The organism is Qipengyuania triglochinis (assembly GCF_054655615.1).
Genome location: NZ_BAAHND010000001.1, coordinates 1 through 21,462, shown reverse-complemented (window position 1 = coordinate 21,462; position 21,462 = coordinate 1). Strand labels below are relative to the sequence as shown.

General features: G+C 61.8%; 16 protein-coding genes. 13 read left to right on the top strand and 3 right to left on the bottom strand.

Annotated features, from left to right (window positions below; translation table 11 throughout):
* Positions 1-36: 36 nt before the first annotated feature.
* The 3 genes from thiL to ACYQ0G_RS00070 all read left to right on the top strand — a co-directional run bounded on the left by thiL (position 37) and on the right by ACYQ0G_RS00070 (position 4,190).
* A complete protein-coding gene (thiL, locus tag ACYQ0G_RS00080) occupies positions 37-900 on the top strand; it encodes a thiamine-phosphate kinase (protein WP_460098092.1) in 864 nt (287 codons plus the stop codon).
* A 144-nt stretch (positions 901-1,044) separates the two neighbouring features.
* Positions 1,045-3,198, top strand: coding sequence for a sodium-translocating pyrophosphatase (locus ACYQ0G_RS00075; protein ID WP_460098090.1), 2,154 nt, complete (start codon positions 1,045-1,047; stop codon positions 3,196-3,198).
* Between the two features lie 101 nt (positions 3,199-3,299).
* Positions 3,300-4,190, top strand: a complete 891-nt coding sequence (locus ACYQ0G_RS00070) for an acyl-CoA thioesterase (RefSeq protein ID WP_460098088.1) — start codon at positions 3,300-3,302, stop codon at positions 4,188-4,190.
* A gap of 37 nt (positions 4,191-4,227) precedes the next feature.
* Here ACYQ0G_RS00070 and ACYQ0G_RS00065 read toward each other — a convergent pair whose 3' ends face one another.
* The gene (locus ACYQ0G_RS00065; RefSeq protein WP_460098086.1) at positions 4,228-5,268 is read right to left on the bottom strand and encodes a phytase; all 1,041 of its coding nucleotides are present in this window, start codon (positions 5,266-5,268) and stop codon (positions 4,228-4,230) included.
* A complete protein-coding gene (locus ACYQ0G_RS00060; RefSeq protein WP_460098085.1) occupies positions 5,268-8,114 on the bottom strand; it encodes a TonB-dependent receptor in 2,847 nt (948 codons plus the stop codon). The genes ACYQ0G_RS00065 and ACYQ0G_RS00060 overlap by 1 nt, the downstream gene beginning before the upstream one ends.
* A 574-nt stretch (positions 8,115-8,688) precedes the next feature.
* On the opposite strand from ACYQ0G_RS00060, the gene dcm reads away from it, so the two are divergent.
* From dcm to ACYQ0G_RS00020, 8 genes are all read left to right on the top strand, one after another.
* Entirely contained in the window at positions 8,689-9,933 is a 1,245-nt protein-coding gene (gene dcm / locus ACYQ0G_RS00055) for a DNA (cytosine-5-)-methyltransferase (RefSeq protein ID WP_460098084.1), read from the top strand.
* Positions 9,926-10,366, top strand: coding sequence for a very short patch repair endonuclease (locus tag ACYQ0G_RS00050; protein WP_460098083.1), 441 nt, complete (start codon positions 9,926-9,928; stop codon positions 10,364-10,366). The genes dcm and ACYQ0G_RS00050 overlap by 8 nt, the downstream gene beginning before the upstream one ends.
* Positions 10,363-11,595, top strand: a complete 1,233-nt coding sequence (locus ACYQ0G_RS00045; RefSeq protein WP_460098082.1) for a type II restriction endonuclease — start codon at positions 10,363-10,365, stop codon at positions 11,593-11,595. Before ACYQ0G_RS00050 ends, ACYQ0G_RS00045 begins: the two co-directional genes overlap by 4 nt.
* 184 nt (positions 11,596-11,779) lie before the next feature.
* Entirely contained in the window at positions 11,780-13,690 is a 1,911-nt protein-coding gene (locus ACYQ0G_RS00040; protein ID WP_460100564.1) for a DEAD/DEAH box helicase, read from the top strand.
* Positions 13,691-13,784: 94 nt separating this feature from the next.
* Positions 13,785-14,522: an EcsC family protein gene (locus tag ACYQ0G_RS00035; protein ID WP_460098081.1), complete on the top strand. Its 738-nt coding sequence runs from the start codon at positions 13,785-13,787 to the stop codon at positions 14,520-14,522.
* Positions 14,523-14,612: 90 nt separating this feature from the next.
* On the top strand, positions 14,613-16,304 hold the full coding sequence (locus ACYQ0G_RS00030) for a M28 family metallopeptidase (protein ID WP_460098080.1): 1,692 nt from the start codon (positions 14,613-14,615) through the stop codon (positions 16,302-16,304).
* A 71-nt stretch (positions 16,305-16,375) separates the two neighbouring features.
* Positions 16,376-16,648, top strand: a complete 273-nt coding sequence (locus ACYQ0G_RS00025) for a UvrB/UvrC motif-containing protein (protein WP_460098078.1) — start codon at positions 16,376-16,378, stop codon at positions 16,646-16,648.
* On the top strand, positions 16,645-16,896 hold the full coding sequence (locus ACYQ0G_RS00020) for a DUF3253 domain-containing protein (protein WP_460098076.1): 252 nt from the start codon (positions 16,645-16,647) through the stop codon (positions 16,894-16,896). The genes ACYQ0G_RS00025 and ACYQ0G_RS00020 overlap by 4 nt, the downstream gene beginning before the upstream one ends.
* Before the next feature lie 25 nt (positions 16,897-16,921).
* Here ACYQ0G_RS00020 and uvrC read toward each other — a convergent pair whose 3' ends face one another.
* Entirely contained in the window at positions 16,922-18,889 is a 1,968-nt protein-coding gene (uvrC, locus tag ACYQ0G_RS00015; RefSeq protein ID WP_460098075.1) for an excinuclease ABC subunit UvrC, read from the bottom strand.
* Between the two features lie 44 nt (positions 18,890-18,933).
* Between uvrC and ACYQ0G_RS00010 the strand changes: the two genes are divergently transcribed.
* Complete coding sequence (locus tag ACYQ0G_RS00010) at positions 18,934-20,256, top strand: APC family permease (protein WP_460098073.1); 1,323 nt, start codon at positions 18,934-18,936, stop codon at positions 20,254-20,256.
* Positions 20,257-21,462 (top strand): BaiN/RdsA family NAD(P)/FAD-dependent oxidoreductase (locus ACYQ0G_RS00005; protein ID WP_460098072.1); only part of this gene is annotated, 1,206 nt, incomplete at its 3' end.

Genomic DNA, 21,462 nt, shown 5'->3' with positions numbered 1-21,462 from the left:
TTCGACGAGCTCGGGACGACCGGATAGAGGGTCTTTGTGACTGAGCCCGAATTCATTTCCGCGCTGAAAGCCCTCGCCACCACACCGGCCGCGCGGGGTTTAGAAGACGATGCCGCCGTCATCGATCTTGGCGGAGAGACGTTGGTACTCACGCACGATACGATGGTCGAAGGCGTCCACGTTTTCGAAGGGCAGGATCCCGCCGATATCGCTTGGAAGCTGGTGGCTGTAAATCTCTCCGATCTCGCGGCGAAGGGCGCGCAGCCCATGGGCGTGCTGATTTCCCAGATGCTCGGAACCGACGATCATCGGTTCGTAACCGGCCTCGGCGAAATCCTGGAAACCTATGACGTCCCGCTAATAGGCGGAGACACGGTCAGCGCCGAGGGAAGGCGCGTATGGGGCTGCACGGCGATCGGACGGGCAACTCACACGCCGGTCCCATCACGGAGCGGGGCTAAACCTGGAGACGTAGTTTATCTTGGTGGCGAGATCGGCCGGGCCATGCTGGGCTTCGAAGCCATACGTGACGATTTGGAGGGCGACGATACCGCATATCGCCGCCCGGTTCCTCAGCTGGAACTTGGGACAGCCTTGGCACCGCATGTCTCCGCGATGATGGATGTATCGGATGGACTATTGCTCGATGCTTCGCGGATTGCTGCCGCCAGTAATATGACCCTGGCTCTCAATTCCGATCAAATCGCGCCGCTCGCTCCCAACGGCCGTTTGGAAGACGCTTTGCGGTGGGGCGACGATTACGTCATGCTGTGTACGGGGCCGGAAGGGCTGGAGCGCCAACACATGGCCACCCCCATCGGCCGCGTCCTCGAGAAGGGGGCAGACCCCATCCTTCTCGATGGTGCGCCTCCGTCCGGCGCACTGGGTTATACGCACTGACATTACCCGATCGGAAGTTCAGGCCTTCCGAACAGTGCGCGGCAAGGTACTTGCCAGCAATTGCATGCCGCCTATACCTTTCCTCCACGCTACGCCGGTGTCTCCCACTGGACGCGATACATATAAGCAGGAGGGGAGAGTTTCGTGGATCTAGTCATCATATCCATTGGGTTGGGTTTACTCGCCATCGTCTACGGCTTCGTCACCAGTCGCCAGGTGCTTGCAGCAGGCGCCGGCAATGAGCGAATGCAGGAGATCGCCGCGGCCATTCAAGAAGGCGCGCAGGCCTATCTCAAGCGACAGTACACCACCATCGCACTCGTCGGCGTAGTCGTCGCCATTCTGGTCTTCGTCTTTCTCGGCATCATTCCGGCCATCGGCTTCGTAATCGGCGCGATCCTGTCGGGTGTGGCTGGGTTCATCGGGATGAACATCTCGGTGCGGTCCAATGTCCGCACCGCTGCTGCCGCGCAAAGCGGATTGCAGCAGGGCCTGACCCTCGCCTTTCGCGCAGGTGCCATCACCGGCATGCTCGTGGCTGGCCTCGCCCTGCTCGCGATTGCAGTGTTCTTCTGGTATCTTGTCGGCCCCGTCGGACATGCCGCCAACAGCCGCGAGGTAATCGACGGTCTCGTGGGCCTGGCTTTCGGCGCATCGCTGATCTCGATTTTCGCGCGGCTAGGCGGCGGTATCTTCACCAAGGCTGCCGATGTGGGCGCCGACCTCGTCGGCAAAGTGGAAGCGGGTATTCCCGAAGACGATCCGCGCAATCCCGCCGTCATTGCCGACAATGTGGGCGACAATGTCGGCGACTGCGCCGGAATGGCCGCCGATCTGTTCGAAACCTATGTTGTCACTGTAGGTGCGACGATGGTTCTCACCGCGCTGCTGCTCAAGGGCCTCGGCGATCTGCTGCTGCCGATGATGGCGCTCCCCCTGCTGATCGGCGGGGCGTGCATCGTGACTAGCATCATCGGTACCTATTTCGTGAAGCTGTCGAAAGGCGGCACGAATGTCATGGGCGCGATGTACAAGGGCTTCGTAATCACTGCGATCCTGTCGATCCCGCTCATCGGCGTGGCAATCCATGTCGCGCTGGGCGGTCTGGACACGGTCATCGGCGGCGCGCCAGTCAATGTCGATCCGGGCGCTCCGGTATCGGAAGAAGGCGTGTCGGAACAGGTGAAGTCCTTCACTGGCTGGGCGCTGTTCTACTGCTCCATCGTGGGCCTTGCCATCACCGGCCTGATCATCTGGATCACCGAATATTACACCGGCACCAATTATCGCCCGGTCCGCTCGATCGCCAAGGCTTCGGAAACGGGCCATGGAACGAATGTGATCCAGGGTCTCGCCATCAGCCTGGAATCGACCGCGCTGCCGACGATCCTTATCGTGGCTGGCATCATCGTTACTTATCAGCTGGCAGGCTTGATGGGCATCGCCTATGCGGCCACTGCAATGCTGGCGCTGGCGGGAATGGTCGTGGCGCTCGATGCCTATGGTCCGGTCACCGATAATGCGGGCGGCATCGCTGAAATGGCCGGTCTCGACGAAAGTGTTCGGGAAAAGACCGATCTGCTCGACGCGGTGGGTAACACTACCAAGGCTGTTACCAAAGGTTATGCCATCGGATCGGCGGGGCTTGCCGCGCTGGTGCTGTTCGCGGCCTACACCACCGACCTTGCCGAATATTTCCCGGCTGCCGACGTCGATTTCAGCCTTGAGAACCCGTACGTCATCGTCGGCCTGCTGCTGGGCGCGCTGCTTCCCTACCTCTTCGGTGCCATGGGGATGACCGCCGTGGGCCGTGCTGCGGGCGACGTGGTGAAGGACGTGCGCGATCAATTCGCTGCCGACGCGGGCATCATGGCTGGCACCAGCCGTCCGGATTATGCGCGCACCGTCGATCTGGTGACCAAGGCCGCCATCAAGGAAATGATCATTCCTTCCATGCTGCCAGTGCTCGCACCGATCGTGGTCTACTTCCTGATCACGCTCATCGCAGGGCAGGAAAACGGCTTTGCGGCTCTCGGCGCGTTGTTGCTCGGCGTGATTGTCGGCGGCATCTTCGTTGCACTCTCCATGACCGCAGGCGGCGGCGCATGGGACAATGCAAAGAAGTACATCGAAGACGGCAATCACGGCGGCAAGGGTTCGGAAGCGCACAAGGCAGCCGTGACCGGCGATACGGTCGGCGATCCTTACAAGGACACGGCGGGTCCGGCTGTCAATCCGATGATCAAGATCACGAATATCGTGGCCTTGCTGCTGCTGGCGGCTCTGGCAGGAGGCTGAAGCTAAAGCGAAGAAGTCGCGGAAACGGGCGGTGCGATAATGGTCGCGCCGCCTTTTTCTTGACGCTTGCGTAAACGGCAAGCACATCGCGCGACGCAGATATGACCAAAACTCCAGAAGAACTCGTCGCCGGCCTTGTCCGCCTCCTGACCGTCGAACCGGCGGGCTCTCATGCCTATAGCGGCAGTCAGCAGCCCGGCGGCGTGGGGCGGGTATTCGGCGGCCAGGTCGTCGCTCAGGCGCTCCAGTCCGCCCAAGCGCAGGCCCCGGCAGACATGGAGGCCCACTCGCTCCACGCCTATTTCCTGCGCGGTGGACGCGAGGGGACGAATATCGATTATGAGGTCGCCGCGGATTTCGACGGGCGCAGCTTTGCAAACAGGCGCGTTGTTGCCAGCCAGGAGGGGTCGCCCATCCTCAACCTGACGGCCAGTTTCCAGCGCCCCGAAGAAGGGCTGGAGCACGAAGACAGCCCCATGCCGGATGTTGCCGCGCCTGAAGACCTGCCCTCCGATCGCGAAATGCGGGACAAATTCCTCTCGACCATGACCGACCTTTCGGACGCCCAGCGCAGATGGATGAGCCGCCCCAACCCGATCGAAATGCGAACGAGTGGCGAATTGCACTGGATGACACCGGGAAAGAAACCGCCCCGCGCCTACACCTGGTTTCGCGCCGCCGCACCCCTGCCCGACGATGCATCGCTTCATCGCGCCGTGATCGCCTATGCGAGCGATTACACGCTGCTCGGCACGGCGGCCCTTCCCCACGGCCTGAGCTGGGCGCGAAACGAGCTTACGGGCGCCAGCCTGGACCATGCGGTATGGTTTCATCGCCCCGCGCGTCCGGACGAATGGCTTCTCTATGCAACGGACAGCCCCTGGTCCGGTGGCGGCCGGGGGTTCAATCGCGGACGCATCTTCAACCGTGAAGGCCGGCTTATCGCAAGCGTGGCGCAAGAAGGCGTGATACGAAAAAACCGGCGCAGCTGAGACGCCGCGCCGGTTTCGATATCCTGTATTGCGGACTTCAGCGCTTGAGCGCGTCCATCACTTCGGCCCATGATACCAGCTTGAAGTTCTGTGCCTCGGGCGCATTTTGCCCATCCTGCGCGATGAACAGGCCGCCCGGATAAAGCGAACCGAAGCTGCCGGAAGCCAGCTCGATCCCGTCGGTTTCCTCGGTGCTGCCGAAACGGTCTGCTGCGATACGAAAACGTCCCACGGGTGTCATCTCCGGCAATTGATACACGGCGTATGTGTTATCGCCCTGACTCGATGCCACGACCATGCCACCCTTCTCTCCTTCCGGGAAAAGCGCAAGCCCTTCGACGTCGGCGACAAGCATGCGGTTATCGACTGCAGCCATCAGGCGTTTGCTGGCATCGATATCGGCGGCGCCTGTATCGAAGGCCCAGATGCCGGCAGCTTCTTCACCCACATACAGGATATTCGTGCGGTCATCGAAAACACAGCCTTCGGGCTGGCTGGCGACGCGGCCGATTTCGCTGGACTGGCCGGTGACATTCGCACCCCTGACCTTCACCGAAGTACGGTAGATCATCCCTTCCTTGGGCGCACTGTAAAGCGTAACGGACCCATCCGCCGAAGCCTTGCTCATGCAGATGCCGTATCCTTCGCCCGGACCTATTTCGATCCTTCCGGCAGGCTGCAGCGCACCGCTTTCACGATCGAGGAAAGCGAGGCTGGCATGGGCAGTCTGAGGATTGCTGCGGTCGCTGGCTGCAACCAGGATGCGGCCATCGGGAAGTTCTGCCAGCGCCACGTTGTTGAGGCCGGTTTGCTCCAGAAACGATAACTGCCTTCCCTGCAGATCGTAGACATGCAGGCCTGCCTTCTTGTCGGTCCCCACGATCAGGCTTTTCTCCGGGTTCGCAGCATTGCGCCAGATTGCCGGATCATCGGCAGCGTCTTCATTGGCCGTACCGACCGGTGCCGTTTCCGCCTTCGCGAAAACCGGGACTGCAGGATCGCCCTGAACAGGGACCGAGGCGCAGGCGCCGGCAAGTCCCAGCGATCCTAGTACGAGAATATGGATAGTACGCAGCATCAGAATGTCATCCTTACGCCGGCTTTCATCGTCCAGCTGTTTTCCTCATACTGGAAGATGTTACGGCGGTTGCCCAAGTTATTGTAAGCGAAGTATTTCGCGTTGTTGATGTTCACCCATTCGTAGAACATCTGAACCTTGTCGTTGAACCGGTATTTCGCGCTCAGATCGAGCTGGAAATGATCGTCGACATAGCGATCGAGCTGCGGTTCGGGGCTCAGTTCGTCGAGATACTTGTCGCGATATGTGCCCGCCAGGCGCACATCGATCGGCCCCTTGTCGTAGCCAAGCGAGAGGTTGCCCGTGTGCCTGCTGGTCGTGGGCAGCGTGATGGAGCGCGGCCCTTCGGCAGCTTCCAGCGTTACCGTGCCATCGCTATCGGTGAAGGTGTAGTTCGCGCCGATAACGATCCCGTCCAGCGCTCCGGTGAATGCCTTCGATGCACCGATCTCGACACCGGCCACATCGGCCTTGTCGCCGTTGAACCAGATCGTCGCTTCGTCGAAGTCGATCCCGCGGAAGCTGCCGTTATAGGGGCCGTCTTCCGCTTCGAAGACGGTTTCCACGAAGAAGTCCTCGATGCGCTTGTAGAACAGCGAGGCGTAGACCGCGCCATTACCGTCGAAGTAGTATTCGGCGGCCGCATCGAAGTTCCATGCTTCGGCGGGGCGCAGGTCGGGATTGCCGAATTCGCCTTCGCGTTCGCCATCATCCGCCTCTTCGACTGCGAAGCGCGGGGCCTGCTGATAAGGGCCCGGGCGCACGATCGAGCGATAGCCTGCGGCGCGCAGCACGAGGTTGGGCGTGGCTTCGTAACGCAAGTTCAGGCTGGGCAACCAGTGATCGTAATCCTTGTCGATCGAGACCGGATCGACCAGGACCGTATCATCCCCGGCCATGGTCCCGTCGGGCAGGACACCGCCTTCTTCGACCAGCAGCACGTCATTGCCGCGCAGCACGTTCGAGGTGTTCTCATAACGGATGCCGCTGATGATGGTGAAGGTCGAGCTGTCCCAGCGGCCCAGCAGATAGCCGGCCATGATGTCTTCCTCGACCGAGTAATCCGACACGGCGCTGTCGAAGGCGCTGTCGATGCCCTGCAACGCGAACAGGTCGCGATTGGCGCGGAAGTAGTCGCTCGCTTCGGTGAAGCCCGGCAGCGGGCCGATGTCGCCGAGGCGATAGGTCGGGCCGTCTCCCAGCGCGTCGGCCAGGGTGTACCCGTCCAGCTCGTAGAACTCGACCGTGGCGTCGTAGCTCTTCTCGCGCCAGCGGCCCTTGGCTCCGGCTTGGACGGTGAACTCGCCCATGCCGGAGGGGAAGCGGCGGCCGATGTCGAACTTGGCCGAGTATTCCTCGTCCTGGCTGTCCGACAGGGCGACGTATTCGATGTCCTTCAGGCCGTATTCCGCAGCGTTGAGGAAGCTGCCCGGATCGGCGTTCACCGCATAGGACGGCACGCGCGGATCGGACAGGTCGAAGCCCAGTTCCAGCCCGGCGTTCTCGAACTCCTGCTCGAACTGCGCCGGATCGACGCTGCCGTCCTCGCGCTCGCTCGATTTGGCCCAGCTGGCCGAGTAGTCCGCGAACCAGTCGCCCCAGTCGCTTTCGCCGCCCGCCACGATGCTGCGGATCTTCTGGCTTTCGAAGCGGTCCTTCACGTCGCGCTCGACAGTGATGGCCTCGTCGTCGGAGTAGACCAGCGCATCGCTGGTGCCCGAGACGCTGGCATCGCCGAGGTCGAAGGTCAGCCGGCGGCGGAACTCCTGGTCGTCGAACTGGCTGTAGATGCCGCGCAGGTAGAGACTGGTGCTGTCCCCTGCCCTGAAGTCGAAGCCCAGCGTCGCGCTGATCCGTTCGCGTTCCACGTCATAGTCGCGGTACTGGAACTCCTCGGCATAGACCAGGCCATCGTCTTCCTGCCAGTCGTCCGCCTCGATGTTGTCGGTCTCGAAGGCGCGCTTGTAGTAGGACAGGCCGCCGGTCACGCCGAAGGTGTCGCTCGCCCGGTAGGAGAAGTCGACGCTGCCTTTGGGGCTCAGCTCGTCGGCCAGCTCGTTATAGCTGCCTTCCAGCTTGACCGTCAGCAGGTCCTTCTTGCGGTCGAAGGCACTGGTGGTCTCGATCTCGATCGAGGCGCCGATGGTGTCCGCATCCATATCCGGGGTGAGCGACTTCTTCACCTCGATCGATTCGATGATGTCCGACGAGATCACGTCGAGCGCCACGGCGCGCACGTCGCTTTCGGGCGAAGGCAGGCGCACACCGTTGAGCGAGGTCGCGTTGAGGCTGGGCGCAAGACCGCGGACCGACACGAAGCGGCCCTCGCCCTGGTCGTTCAGCACGTTGATGCCCGGCAGGCGGCGCAGGCTTTCGGCCACGTTCTGATCGGGGAACTGGCCGATCGCATCGCGGCTGAGCACATCGGAGACGACGTCGTTCTCGCGCTTGCGCGACAGCGCGCTGGCGAGGTTGGCGGCCTGGCCGATCACCAGGATCTCCGAATCGCTGCCCATGCCCGACAGGCGCAGATTGGCGCTCACTTCGCCACTGGCGGGCACGTCGATCGCCTGGCTGACCGGATCGGCGCCGACATAGCGGACCTGCAGCGTATAGGTGCCCTCGGGCACATCGGCGAAGCGGAAGGTGCCGTCGCGCTCGCTCGCCACCGTGCGGCCGAGTTCAACGATGGTCACTTCGGCCGAGCGCAGCGCAACCGTCTGGCTGGCATCGGTAACGGAGCCGACGACCTCGCCCGCAATGGCGGGGGCGGCGATCGTGGCGGCAGTGGCGAGAGCGGTAAGACTGGCCGCAAGGCGCAGCGATTTGCGTATGTTGTTAGACATGTGTCCTCCTGTCGAGGGGGCACATACGTCCGCTATTTGACTCGAATGCGTCCGTTGGATGAAGCAACGATGACATGTGTGACGGGCGCATGACAACACCGGCCGCCGCCTGCCCGAACCGGCCCGCAAACCCCGCGATTCAGGGGTTTTCCCTTCCCGCAGGATGGAGCAGGTGGAGCACGGTCCAGGGCGAAAAACCCTTTTCCGTCACCTTGTGGTGCAAAAGCGTCACTCTATGGGCGCGCGTGTCACCTTTGCCGTCAGAAGTGTCACCCGGCGCGGATCATGTGTCACCCTGAGCGCGAAAAGCGTAACCGTGCGCAGCGCCGGAATGTCACCTTGGCGCAGCCCGATTGTCACTGTGTGACAGGCGGATCTGTCACCCGGCGGCAGGACGTGAAGATAGACGAGAGAAAGAGCCGAACCGCAACGCTAGCGGATTGGCGGCGTGTAGGAAAATGGCGACTTGCTAGCTCGAATACTGTGGATGAACGCATTTCGTTCTTTTTTTGTTCTTGCACGCTGGGAGAATTTTTGGCATTCCGCCAAAAAATGACACAGGGCAGCTATCGAAATGTCTCAACTTACCTTCGCAGAACTACGTCAGGTTGCCGGTTTGTCCGTCGAACAGGCCGCAGAGGAGTTGGGTTACAGCCCGAGCACGGTCTACCGCTGGGAGAGAGGAGAAACCGAGCCCAAAGCATCAGTTTTCCGCGCGTTGGAAATTGTGGCAGAGTTCAGCTCCAACCCGGTCGCCAAAGTTTCCGCCAGCGATCTGCATTTTCGTTTCATCGATTTGTTTGCCGGTATTGGCGGATTAAGGTTGGGTTTCCAAGATATCGGCGGGCATTGTGTTTTCACGTCCGAATGGGACAAATTCGCACAGGAAACCTATCGGGCAAACTTTCGGGATAATCACCAACTACATGGTGATATTCGGGAGTTTTCAGAAGACCCCTCACTGGTTCCCGAACACGACGTCTTGCTTGCGGGCTTCCCTTGCCAGCCATTTTCAATTGCTGGTGTCTCCAAGAAGAATGCTTTGGGTCGGCCACATGGTTTCATGTGTGATACGCAGGGAACGTTGTTTTTTGATACAGCGCAAATCATTGATTATCATCGCCCAGCAGCGTTCCTGCTGGAAAACGTCAAGAATTTGGAAAGTCACGATGGCGGACGTACGTTTGCCACGATTATGCATGTGCTTCAGAAAGAGCTTGGCTACCAAGTGCAAGCTCGGGTGATCAATTCCGCTCCATGGGTGCCGCAAAAACGTGAGCGTATCTTTTTCATAGGCTTTCGCGAATCCAACGATTTCGATTTCGATGCACTAGAACTCCCTCCTGTTGCGACAGGACCAAAACTTGGCTCCATTCTCGAACCAAACGGATTGGTAGATTCTAAATACACCCTCACGCCAAGATTGTGGGAGTACCTGCAGGCCTATCGTAAAAAACATGAAGCAAAGGGAAATGGGTTCGGCTTCAGTCTTTTTGGCCCTTCGGATGTAGCGCGAACTCTCTCCGCAAGATATTACAAAGACGGTTCCGAAATTTTGATCAGGCAGGGAGATAGCCGACCTAGGCGATTGACGCCTTCAGAGTGTGCCCGCTTGATGGGCTTCGAGTGCGAAACTCGGAAATGGAACATTCCGGTATCTGATACCCAAGCGTATCGCCAATTTGGAAATGCTGTGGTCGTCCCGGTGATCCAGTTCCTTGCCAGCGCGATGAAGGAGCACCTCGCAAGCGCTCTCTCGACCAAGCCAGCCCATCAGATTTTGCCGGAAGGCGGTGAAAGGCTGGTTTCGTTTGGCTGACATCGTTTCGACAGAAGTCCGAAGTCGGATGATGTCAGGTATCAAATCGAAAAACACCAAGCCGGAAATGGTCGTGAGAAGTGCGCTACATCGACGCGGCTTTCGCTTCCGCCTTCATGATAAAAAACTTCCAGGAAGCCCCGACCTAGTGTTTCCGAAATTCCATGCAGCCCTTTTCGTGAACGGATGTTTTTGGCACGGCCACGACTGTCATCTGTTCAGATTGCCAAAGACAAGAACAGACTTCTGGCATTCGAAAATAATGCAAAACCGCGCTCGCGACGAGAAAGTCAGACAACAATTGTCTGATATCGGATTTCGGCATCAGACAGTCTGGGAATGCGAGCTCAAAAACAAACCAGACTTCGCGATAAGTAAGGTTGTAGACGGTATCGAGAAGTGGCTGACACTGGTTGAAGGAACCGATACATGAACCATGGCTATCTGTCACAATACTTCTCAGGTGTTGTGGTAAAACATCTCAGTTCCGTCGAAGCCGATCCTTCAAAATCCAATCAGCATGAATTTAACGGCTCGCTAGACCTGAGAAATCTACTCGGCGAGGCGGACAGAAAAGACATACCGACAAGATTTCTTTGGCTTGATGAAGAACAGTCCGGTACCGAGTCAGAAGACGGGCTTCTTACATGGTACGACGCACGACGGGCGCACCCATCCCGTACGGAATACCGGCTATATTATAAAAGTAACGGCGTTACTGAAATGATGCGCGGCGGAGACGCTTTCTTCCTCGCCTTACGCAGAGATGGTACCGGCCTGATTGTAGTCACACCAAGCAACAGCACCATCTATAATCAGCTGCTTTGGCTCTTCGGCATCGAAAAAGATCCCGAATTCGCGTTCCAATTTGCTCCGGTTGACGGAAACCGCGACGCCCAGCTCGACTTTGCGTCGCGGATGATTCTCGACGCTTTGGGGGTCGATACTGATGAGCCTGATCTCGATGAAATAGATACCCTGATTGAAGCTTTCGGGCTTGAGATGCCACGGCCCCGAGAGCTGTCGGCTTTGGCTCGAAATTCAATTGGCGTCGAAGTCGCCCGTGACGATCCCGATCAAGCTTTACTACTCTGGATGGAGCGGGAACTTCAATTGTTTCGCAGGATCGAACGCAAGCTTGTTGCGAAACGAATAGCGCAAGGTTTTGGTGAGAGAGGAGCGGAGGATGTCGACGATTTCATCAGCTTTTCTCTCAGCGTACAAAACCGGAGAAAAGCTAGAGCTGGCCTTGCACTGGAGAGCCACATAGAGGCGCTGTTGCTTGCGAACCGAATAAGATACGTACGAGGCGCGGTCACTGAAAATGGCAACCGTCCTGATTTTTTGTTTCCCGGAATTAACGAATACCGGGACAAATTCTATCCGCATGACGCCCTCTTCATGCTGGGAGCGAAATCGACTCTCAAGGAGCGGTGGAGACAGGTTTTATCCGAAGCCGTCAGAATTGAGAAAAAACATCTGCTCACGTTGGAACCGGGCATTTCCGAAGCTCAAACTGACGAAATGCGAGTTAAAAATTTACAACTAGTCCTGCCGCGCGAGATACACCGCACCTACAAGCCTCTACAACAATCTTGGCTAATGACCTTGAGCGATTTTCTCGGACTGATGAAAGAAGCTGGGTACAGTACAGACACCTGACCCGGTCCCCCGAAAATAACGCAAGCCAAAGCGCGCGGTTTCGTGTAGGGGCCACGGCAAGCGTGGTCGCGTGGGAGCCGTTTTGCCGGTCCGCGATCCTCTCGCCGCCGGTACGAGCGGCCTCAAACCCTATCTAGTTTTCGCCCTGCGGCACTTTCGCCGCGGCGCCAGCCCTGTGAGCCTTATGTCCTTCGAAAATCTCCCGCCCATGATCGGCGAAGCCCTTGCCGCGCGCGGCTATACCGACCTTACCCCCGTGCAATCCGCGGTGATCGAGGAGGAGGCGCGTGGCCGCGATCTCGTCGTCTCGGCGCAGACCGGTTCGGGCAAGACGGTCGCCTTCGGCCTGGCCATGGCCGAAGCGCTGCTGGCGGAAACCGCCAATCTTGCGCTGGTCGAAAAGCCGCTGCTGCTGGTCATCGCGCCGACGCGCGAACTGGCGCTGCAGGTCAGCCGCGAGCTGGGCTGGCTCTATGCGCAGGCCGGCCTGCGCATGGCAACCTGCGTCGGCGGCATGGATGCGAGCAAGGAACGCCGTGCGCTGCGCGGTGGCCCCGCCATCGTGGTGGGTACGCCGGGCCGTTTGCGCGATCACCTCGAACGCGGCGCGCTGGACCTGTCCGGCCTGCTGGGCGTGGTGCTGGATGAAGCAGACGAAATGCTCGACATGGGTTTCCGCGAGGATCTGGAAGAGATCCTCGACGCGACGCCCGAGACGCGCCGCACGCTGCTTTTTTCGGCCACCATGCCGCGCCAGATCGAACGGCTGGCCGAACGCTATCAGAGCAATTCGCTGCGCCTCAGCCTCGTCGGGCAGGACCGCGGGCACGGCGACATCAGCTATCAGGCCATCACCGTCTCCCCCGCCGAGGTGGAAAATGCGGTGGTGAACCTGCTGCGTTATCACGAAGCGGAAACGGCGATCCTGTTCTGCGCCACGCGCGACAATGTGCGCCGCTTCCACGCCACGCTGCAGGAACGCGGCTTCGGCGTGGTGGCGCTGTCGGGCGAACATTCGCAGAGCGAGCGCAACCAGGCGCTGCAGGCGCTGCGTGACCGGCGGGCGCGCGTGTGCGTGGCCACCGATGTCGCATCGCGCGGGATCGATCTGCCCACGCTCACCCTCGTCATCCATGTCGAAATTCCGCGCGATGCGGAAACCTTGCAGCACCGTTCGGGCCGGACCGGCCGCGCGGGCAAGAAGGGTACGGCGGCGATCATCGTGCCCTACAACCGCCGCCGCCGCGTCGAAGGCATGCTGCGCGGTGCCAAGATCGAGGCCGAGTGGATGGATGCGCCCACGCCCGAGATGATCCACAAGCAGGATCGCAGCCGCCTGATCGAAATGCTGACCGCCGAAACCGAATTCGACGATCATGACCGTGCGCTGGCCAAGGAGCTGATGGAAAAGCGCTCGCCTGAAGATATCGCGGCGGCGCTGGTGCAGGCGCATCGCGCCAAGCTGCCCAGCCCCGAAGACCTCTCCGCCAACACCCCTGAAGCGCGCGACAAGGCCAAGGCCGACCGCCAGCGCCCCGGCTTCGAGGATGTGGTGTGGTACAAGATCGGCGTCGGCCGCCGCCAGAATGCGGAAGCGCGCTGGATCCTGCCGCTGCTGTGCCGCCGTGGCCATATCACCCGCAACGAGATCGGTGCGATCCGCATCGGCCAGTTCGAAAGCTGGTTCCAGGTGCCGACCACTGTCGCTCCCAAGTTCGCCGAAGCGATCGCCCGCACGGCCTCGACCGAGGACGAGCAGGACGCCATCCTGATCGAGGAAGCACCAGAAGGCCCGCGCATCCAGGCCCGCGAAAACCGCCGCGAAGGTGGCGGCGGCGGTCGCGGTGGACCGCGCGTGCATGCCAAGCCGTTCCACAAGGGCGCAGGTGGAAAAGGCCCGCGCAAGAGCGAAGGCGGCAAGAGCTTCGGCGGCGGCAAACCCGGTGGTAAGCCCTTCGGCGGCAAGTCGGATGGCAAACCCTTCGGCGGCAAGTCTGATGGCAAGCCCGGCGGCAAGCCGTTCAAGAAGGGTCCCAAGCCCACCGGCAAGAAATTCGCCGGCAAGCGCAAGCCCGGCGGCGCCAACCCGAGCTGACCCGCTCGATCCGTAAATACCCGCAAGCGTGACGGGGAGGCGCAGATATGCAGCCTCCCCCGGAACGCGTCTGACCTTCGGACATTGCGTTGTCATGGACATCGCACAAGAACAGCAGCGCTTTCGCAAGCAAAAGCCATCCCGCCTCGGCCGCGGGATCGAACGGCTTACCCACCCTTTCGGCAAGGCGCTCGCCAGCGTGGTGCCCAATGCGTTCGTCGAAGCGGTGCTCAAGGGCCTCGACACGGCGGTCGGCGCGCCGCAGCTCGTGCGCTTCGATCACGATGTTTCCGATCTTGCGGCGGCCAATCGCGCAGCCAAGAAAGTGACGCGCGCGGCCCGCTCGATCAGCGCCAGCACCGGTGCGGCAGCCGGCCTCGGCGGCGCCATTTCCATGGGCCTCGACATTCCTGCGACCATCGGCATCGCGCTGCGCACCATCCGCGATACCGGCCGCGCCTATGGCTTCGACGGCGAGGGCCCGGCCGAAAAGCTGTTCCGGTTGCAGATCCTCGAACTGTCCGCGCTGGACGATCCCGACGAACGCGAAGCGCGCATCGCCGCGCTGGAAAGCGCCATCGGCGAAGGCGGCCAGCTGATCCATGCCGATCACGAACACATCACCCCCGTGGTGGACCAGGCGGTCGAACGCGTCAGCCGCGCCATCGCCTTCGCCAGCTTCCGCAGCCGCGCAGGCATGATCGTGCCGGTCGTCGGCTCCATCGTGGGCGGGCTGGTCAATTCCTCGTTCCAGGACGACGTGGGCAAGGCGGCACGCTTCGCCTTCCAGGCCCGCCGGTTGAAAAAGGACGGCACCGCCGTCGCCGCCTGACCGGCTGTCTGACGGGCTGTCTTTGCAGCGGGGTTTCCAACGATAATCCAACCAGCTAGGTCCAAACCCCTACCCTAGCTGGAGATATTAATGATCCTTCGCAGCCTTGCCGCAAGCACCGCCCTGATCCTTGCCCTGCCCGCCATGGCGCAGCAGGACGACGCGGCAGTCCGCGAAGTCGCCAGCACCGAAATCGAAGCCGCGCGACTAACCGAAACCGTGCGTACGCTGGCGTCCGACCAGTTCGAAGGCCGCGCGCCCGGTACTGTCGGCGAAGAACGCACCATCGGCTATCTGATCGGGCGGTTGCAGGGCCTCGGCCTCGAACCGGCGGGCGAGGATGGCACCTGGACGCAGAAAGTCCCGCTGCTCCACACCCGCCTCGGCACGCCGGACCGCGTCGCCTTCCAGCATGGGGGCGCAACCACCAGGCTGGGCTTCCCCGAAGACATCTACGTCTCCACTCTCCAGCCCAGCGATGGGGCGACAATCGACGCCGCGCCCATGGTATTCGTCGGCTACGGGGTTCACGCACCCGAACGCGGGTGGGACGATTTCAAGGGCACGGACCTCAAGGGCAAGGTCGCCGTCTTCCTCGTCAATGATCCCGATTTCCACGCCGAGGACGGCGAAGCGGTCGCCGGTTCATTCGGCGGGCGCACGATGACCTATTACGGCCGCTGGACCTACAAGTTCGAGGAAGCCGCCCGCCGCGGCGCGATCGGCGCGCTGATCGTCCACGAAACCGCCGGTGCGGGCTATGGCTGGAATGTCATCGAAAGCCCCGACGGCGAGAATTACGATGTGGTCCGCCAGCCGGAAGACCTGACCAGCCTGGCGCTGCAGGGATGGATTTCGGGCGAGACTGCAGACAAGCTGTTCGCCGATGCCGGCCTCGACCTCGCCGAACTCAGCGAAGCGGCACGCGGCAAGGATTTCCGCCCGGTCGATCTCGACACCAGTTTTACCGCATCCTTCCCGGTGACCAGCGAAGTGGTGCAGAGCCAGAATGTGCTGGCCAAGATTTCCGGCACCGAACGGCCCGAGGAAACCGTGGTCTATGGCGCGCATTGGGATGCCTATGGCGAAGGCCAGCCCGACGAGCTGGGCCGGATTTACCGCGCCGGGGCGAATGACGATGCGCTGGGCGTTGCCGGGCTGATGGAAATCGCCCGCGCCTTCAAGGCCGCGCCCGCGCCCGATCGCAGCGTGGTCTTCGCCTTCTGGACGGCAGAGGAACGCGGCCTGCTCGGCTCCGAATTCTATGCCGCCAACCCGATATTCCCGAACGAAAAGACGGTCGCCAATTTCGATCTCGACATCCTTCAGACCGCAGGCCTTGCGAAGGACGTGATTCTCGTCGGCAAGGGCCAGAGCACGCTGGAAGACGATCTTGCGCGCTTTGCGGCTGCACAGGGTCGCACGGTCAGCGAAGAAAGCCTGCCCGAACGCGGCCTGTTCTTCCGCGCCGACCATTTCAGCATGGCCAAGCGCGGCGTGCCGGTGATGCTGATGATGGGCATTGCGGGCGCATCCGACCTGATCGAAGGCGGCAAGGAAGCGGGCCAGGCCTGGGTCGATGACTACACCGGCCGCTGCTACCACGCCGCCTGCGATGCCTGGGGGCCGGAGTGGAACCTTGCCGGAGCAGTACAGGACATCGCCCTGTTCCGCGACATGGGCGCCGAACTCGCCAACAGCGACGACTGGCCGGAATGGAAGGATGGCTCGGAATTCAAGGCCGTGCGTGAAGAGAGCGCCAGCGTCCGCAACGCAGAGTAAACGTCGAACTCGGCAATGGACGAATGCAGGGGGTGGCGGCACCACGCCCTGCATCCGTGCGTTGAGTAACCATGAGCAAGACAATCGAAGACCTCCAACGTGAGATGGCCGCTGCGGTGGAAGCCCTCGACTTCGAAGAGGCGGGGCGCCTCCGTGACCGCATCAATCTGATGCGCGGCGGCGCAGATGCCGGAGACGCAGCGGAGGCGGACACGTCTGGCCTGGTGCGCCAGCAGCCGGGCGCCATGGGCCTCGGCACCAGCCGTCAGCGCCCGGTTCCCCCGCCAGGCTGGAAACCGCCGCCCAAGCCCGACCTCATGACGTCAGGAAAAAAGCGCAAGTGAATGCAGGCGATGCGGAGGCCGCCGTGCTGGCGTTGCTTTCCGAGCGCCAATCCGGCGCGACAATCTGCCCGAGCGAAGCCGCACGCAGGATGGCCGCAGACAAGAAGGCTGACTGGCGCGAAGCGATGCCCCTAGTTCACACTGCGGTGGATCATCTCTTGGATCAGAAAGCCATTACGCTGAGCTGGAAAGGTGAGGCGCTGCCGGCTCGATCGGGTCCCTATCGGATTGGTCGTGCCCCCAATTGACCGGTAATCGGTCGCTCCAGCGCCGTCACCCGCCCGCGTGATAGAAATCGTAAATCTGCTGCGCTACTCCGGCGCTGATACCGGGCGCGCGTTTCAAATCGTCCAGCGCAGCGGCGCGCACCTTTCCGGCCGTGCCGAAATGCAGCAGTAGCGCGCGTTTGCGCGAGGGGCCGATGCCGGGGATCTCGTCGAGCGGCGAGGCGGTGATGGCGCGGCTGCGTTTGGCGCGATGGGCGCCAATGGCGTAGCGGTGGACCTCGTCGCGCAGGGTCTGGAGGTAGAACAAGAGCTGCGAATTGACCGGCAGCGTTTTCTCGCGCCCGTCGGGGAAATGGAATACCTCGCGCCCCTCGCGCCCGTGATGCGGACCCTTGGCGATGCCGATGACCGGCACATCGTCCGCAATGCCGAGATTTTCCATCACCCGCATGACCGATGAGACCTGCCCCTTGCCGCCATCGATCAGCAGCAGGTCCGGCCAGATCGCTTCGTGCCCTTTGCCGCCTTGCGTAGCCTCGTCGGCGCGCTCTGTTTCGGCCAGCTTGCGGAAACGGCGTTCCATCACCTCGCGCATCATGCCGAAATCGTCGTTCGTCTGCGCGGTCTTGATGTTGAACTTGCGGTACTGGCCCTTCTCGAACCCTTCGGGGCTGGCGACGACCATCGCGCCCAGCGCCTTGTCGCCCTGGATATGGCTGTTGTCGTAAATCTCGATGCGCTGGGGCACCTCTTCCAGTTCGAGGAATTCGGCCAGTTCGCGCAGGCGCTGGGCCTTGGTCCCGCTTTCGGCCAGCCGCCGTTCGAGCGATTCCACGGCATTTCGCTGCGCCTGCTGCATCAGCTTGCGCCGGTCGCCGCGCTGGGGAATGGAAATGGCGACCGCGTGTCCGGCCTTTTCCGCCAGCGCCTCGGCGATCAGGTCCTGTTCGGCCAGGTCCCGGTCGACCAGGATGGTGCGCGGCGGCGGGACTTCCTCGTAGAATTGCAGCAGCACGTCGGACAGCACCTCGTCATGGTCGAGATCGCCGGTGTTCTTGGGGAAGAAGGCCTTGTGGCCCCAGTTCTGCCCGCCGCGGATGAAGAAGGCCTGCACGCCGATCTGCCCGCCCTTGGCCGCCAGCGCGAAGACATCCGCATCGCCGACGCCGCTAGCGTTGATGGCCTGGCTGCCCTGGATGAAAGTGGCGGCGCGCAGCCGGTCGCGCAGGATCGCCGCGGTCTCGAAATCGAGATTTTCCGCGGCTTTCGCCATCTGCTTTTCCATATTGGCCTGCACGGTGCCGGATTTGCCCGACAGGAAATCCTTCGCCTCCTGCACGAGGCTGTCATAGCCCGCCTCATCGATCCGGCCGACGCATGGCGCCGAGCAGCGCTTGATCTGGTAGAGCAGGCAGGGCCGGTCGCGATTGTTGAAGAAACTGTCGGTGCAACTGCGCAAAAGGAACAGTTTCTGCAGCGCGTTGAGCGTCTTGTTGACCGAACCGGCGCTGGCGAAGGGGCCGTAGTAATTGCCCTTGGCCCGGCGTGCCCCGCGATGCTTCTGGATGCGCGGAAAGGCATGGTCGGCGCGCAGGAGAATGAACGGGAAGCTCTTGTCGTCGCGCAGCAACACGTTGAACGGCGGGCGGTAGCGCTTGATCAGCTGCGCTTCCAGAAGCAGCGCCTCGGCTTCCGAATTGGTGACCACGATTTCCATCGCGCGGCATTGGCTGACCATGCGTTGTAGCCGGTTGGTCAGCGCCTTTACCTGCGTGTAATTGGCCACGCGCGCCTTGAGGCTGCGGGCCTTGCCGACGTAGAGCACATCGCCCCGCGTATCGAGCATCCGGTAGACGCCGGGGCGCGGCTTCAGCGTCTTCACCGTTTCGCGAATGGCATTGATGCCGGTTTCGAGATCCGGCTGCGCGCTGGCCACGGTGTTGGTGGCGCGTTCCTCGTGGAAACGCTCCTTGCCTCGGGGATCGTTGGGAGAACCGGCTTTCGTGCGCGACATGGGCGTGGAGATAGTGCGCAATGCCCGCTTGCGCAAAGGGGCGCTTGTGCAAATTCTCGTTTGCCGCCATCCCCCGCCGCATGAACGCAAAAGAGCTTACACCACCGCGCACCATGGGCCTGTTCGGCGCTTCGCTGTTGCCGGTGAACGGAATGATCGGTGCGGGCATCTTCGCCCTGCCCGCAGCGCTGTTTCTGGCCGTGGGCAATTTCGCGCCGTGGATGATGCTGCTGGGTGGATTGCTGTTCCTGCCGCTGACACTGACCTTTGCCTGGCTGGCCGCACGGTTCGACCATTCGGGCGGACCGATCCTTTATGGCGAGCAGGCCTTCGGACGGTTCGTGGGATTCCAGGCCGGATGGGCCCGCTATGCCAGCGCTATCGTAACCGTGGCGGCGAATACGCATGTCATGGTTTCCTATCTCGCCACGCTCTATCCGGTGCTCGACGGCCCGGTGCTGCGCCCGCTGCTGGTTGCCGGTTTCATCGGCTTCATCACCATCGTGAACCTGTTCAGCCTGCGCAGCTCTGTGACCACGTTGAGCGCCCTGACGGCAGTGAAGATCCTGCCGCTGTTCGCGCTGATCGCCGCCGGGTTGTTCGGCGGCCAACCCGAGCTGGGGCTGGTCCTGCCCGAATTTTCCGATGCGGAGAGCGTGGTGCTGCTGACCTATTACGCCTTCATCGGCTTCGAATATGTCGTGCTGCCCGCGGGCGAAATGAAGAACCCGAAGCGCGACGTGCCGCTGGCTCTGATTGCGATGCTGGCGGCCGTTACCCTGCTCTATATGCTCGTCATCTGGGCCTATATCGGCATTGCCCCTGCGGCGGGCGCGGATGCGGAGAACCCGCTGGCCATCGCGGCGCAGGATGCCATGGGATCGATCGGCGCGGTGGCCATCGTGATCGCCGCGGCCTTCAGCATCGGGGCGAATAATTTTGCCGGCGGGATAAGCCTGCCGCGCATGACCTATGGCATGGCCGAACGCGGCATGCTGCCCCAATGGTTCATGCAGGTTTCGCCCAAGCTGCACACGCCGGTCAATTCGATCCTGTTCTATGGCGCGGCGAGCATCGCTTTCGGCCTGTGGGAAGGATTCATGGAGCTGGCGTTGGCGGGTACGCTGACGCGGCTGCTGACCTATCTCGTCGCCGCCTTCGCCCTGCCGGTGATCGAGAAGCGGGATGGCGGTATCAACCCGCTCCACGGCTTTGTCTCTATCCTTACCGTGATCAGTACGATCTGGGTCGGCACTCATGCGAATGAAGAGAGCTGGCGCGTGTTCGGCGGGCTCGTCGCTGCCGGGACACTGCTGTACTTTATTGCCCGGCAGGAACGCCCGGTCGAACCGCTAGCCGCGCAATAAATGACCCGGTTCGATGCGATAATCCTCGGCGCAGGCGCTGCCGGCCTGATGTGCGCCGCGCGTGCAGGGCAGCTGGGCAAGCGCGTGCTCGTGCTGGAAAAGGCGGAGAAGCCCGGCAAGAAGATCCTGATCTCGGGCGGCGGCCGGTGCAATTTCACCAATATCGGCGCAGGCCCGGCCAATTACCTTTCCGCCAATCCGCATTTCGCCAAGTCTGCGCTGGCTCGCTACACCTCGCGTGACTTCCTGGACCTCGTCGAAAGCTACGGCATCGCCTGGCACGAGAAGACGCTGGGCCAGCTGTTCTGCGATGGTCCGTCGATGCAGATCGTCGAAATGCTGCTGGAAGAATGCGCGAAAGGCGATGTCGATATTCGTTGCGGCGAAGAGGTAACTTCAGTGGCGCATGGCGAGGGCTTCACGGTCACGACCGCGGGCGCCAGCTACACCGCGCCTTCACTGGTGATCGCCACCGGCGGCCCCTCGATTCCGAAAATGGGTGCGACCGGCTTTGCTTACGACCTCGCACGGCAATTCGGCCTGAAGGTCGTGGAGCCGCGCCCTGCCCTGGTCCCGCTGACATTGGGCGGAGAAGAGGTGCTGTTCCGCGATATCTCGGGCGTATCCGCCCCGGTTGTCGCCAGTGCGGGCAAGGCGCGTTTCCCGGAAGCGGCGCTGTTCACCCATCGCGGCCTTTCCGGCCCGTCGATCCTGCAGGTTTCGTCCTACTGGAAGCCGGGTGAAGAAGTCGCCATCGATTTCTTGCCCGACTTCACCGGCGACTGGCTGCTCGACCGCAAACGGGAAACGCCGCGCGCCACGCTGCGGTCGATCCTGCGCGAGTCGCTGCCTGCCCGGCTGGCCGATATTTTGTCCGAAAAGCTGGCGATCGAAACCGAACTCGGCAATGCGAGCGACAAGGCGCTGCGATCAGCGCAGGAACGCCTGTCCCGCTGGACCTTCCGCCCCTCCGGCACCGAAGGGTTCGCCAAGGCCGAGGTGACCGTCGGCGGCATCTCGACCAATGAGCTTTCATCGAAGAGCCTCGAAGCCAAGTCCGTCCCCGGCCTCTATGCCATCGGCGAGGCGGTGGACGTAACCGGCTGGCTCGGCGGCTACAATTTCCAATGGGCATGGGCCAGCGGCGTGGCGGCAGGCGAAGCCAGATCGGAAGAGCGTCGTGGTGGGGAACAGTGTTTAACCCGG

Excerpts from the sequence above, each read along its gene's own strand:
- uvrC (WP_460098075.1), bottom strand. The coding sequence starts at position 18,889 with ATGTCGCGCACGAAAGCCGGTTCTCCCAACGATCCCCGAGGCAAGGAG.
- ACYQ0G_RS00060 (WP_460098085.1), bottom strand. The coding sequence starts at position 8,114 with ATGTCTAACAACATACGCAAATCGCTGCGCCTTGCGGCCAGTCTTACC.
- ACYQ0G_RS00070 (WP_460098088.1), top strand. The coding sequence starts at position 3,300 with ATGACCAAAACTCCAGAAGAACTCGTCGCCGGCCTTGTCCGCCTCCTG.
- ACYQ0G_RS00035 (WP_460098081.1), top strand. The coding sequence starts at position 13,785 with ATGGACATCGCACAAGAACAGCAGCGCTTTCGCAAGCAAAAGCCATCC.
- ACYQ0G_RS00065 (WP_460098086.1), bottom strand. The coding sequence starts at position 5,268 with ATGCTGCGTACTATCCATATTCTCGTACTAGGATCGCTGGGACTTGCC.
- ACYQ0G_RS00040 (WP_460100564.1), top strand. The coding sequence starts at position 11,780 with ATGTCCTTCGAAAATCTCCCGCCCATGATCGGCGAAGCCCTTGCCGCG.
- ACYQ0G_RS00025 (WP_460098078.1), top strand. The coding sequence starts at position 16,376 with ATGAGCAAGACAATCGAAGACCTCCAACGTGAGATGGCCGCTGCGGTG.
- ACYQ0G_RS00030 (WP_460098080.1), top strand. The coding sequence starts at position 14,613 with ATGATCCTTCGCAGCCTTGCCGCAAGCACCGCCCTGATCCTTGCCCTG.
- ACYQ0G_RS00045 (WP_460098082.1), top strand. The coding sequence starts at position 10,363 with ATGAACCATGGCTATCTGTCACAATACTTCTCAGGTGTTGTGGTAAAA.
- dcm (WP_460098084.1), top strand. The coding sequence starts at position 8,689 with ATGTCTCAACTTACCTTCGCAGAACTACGTCAGGTTGCCGGTTTGTCC.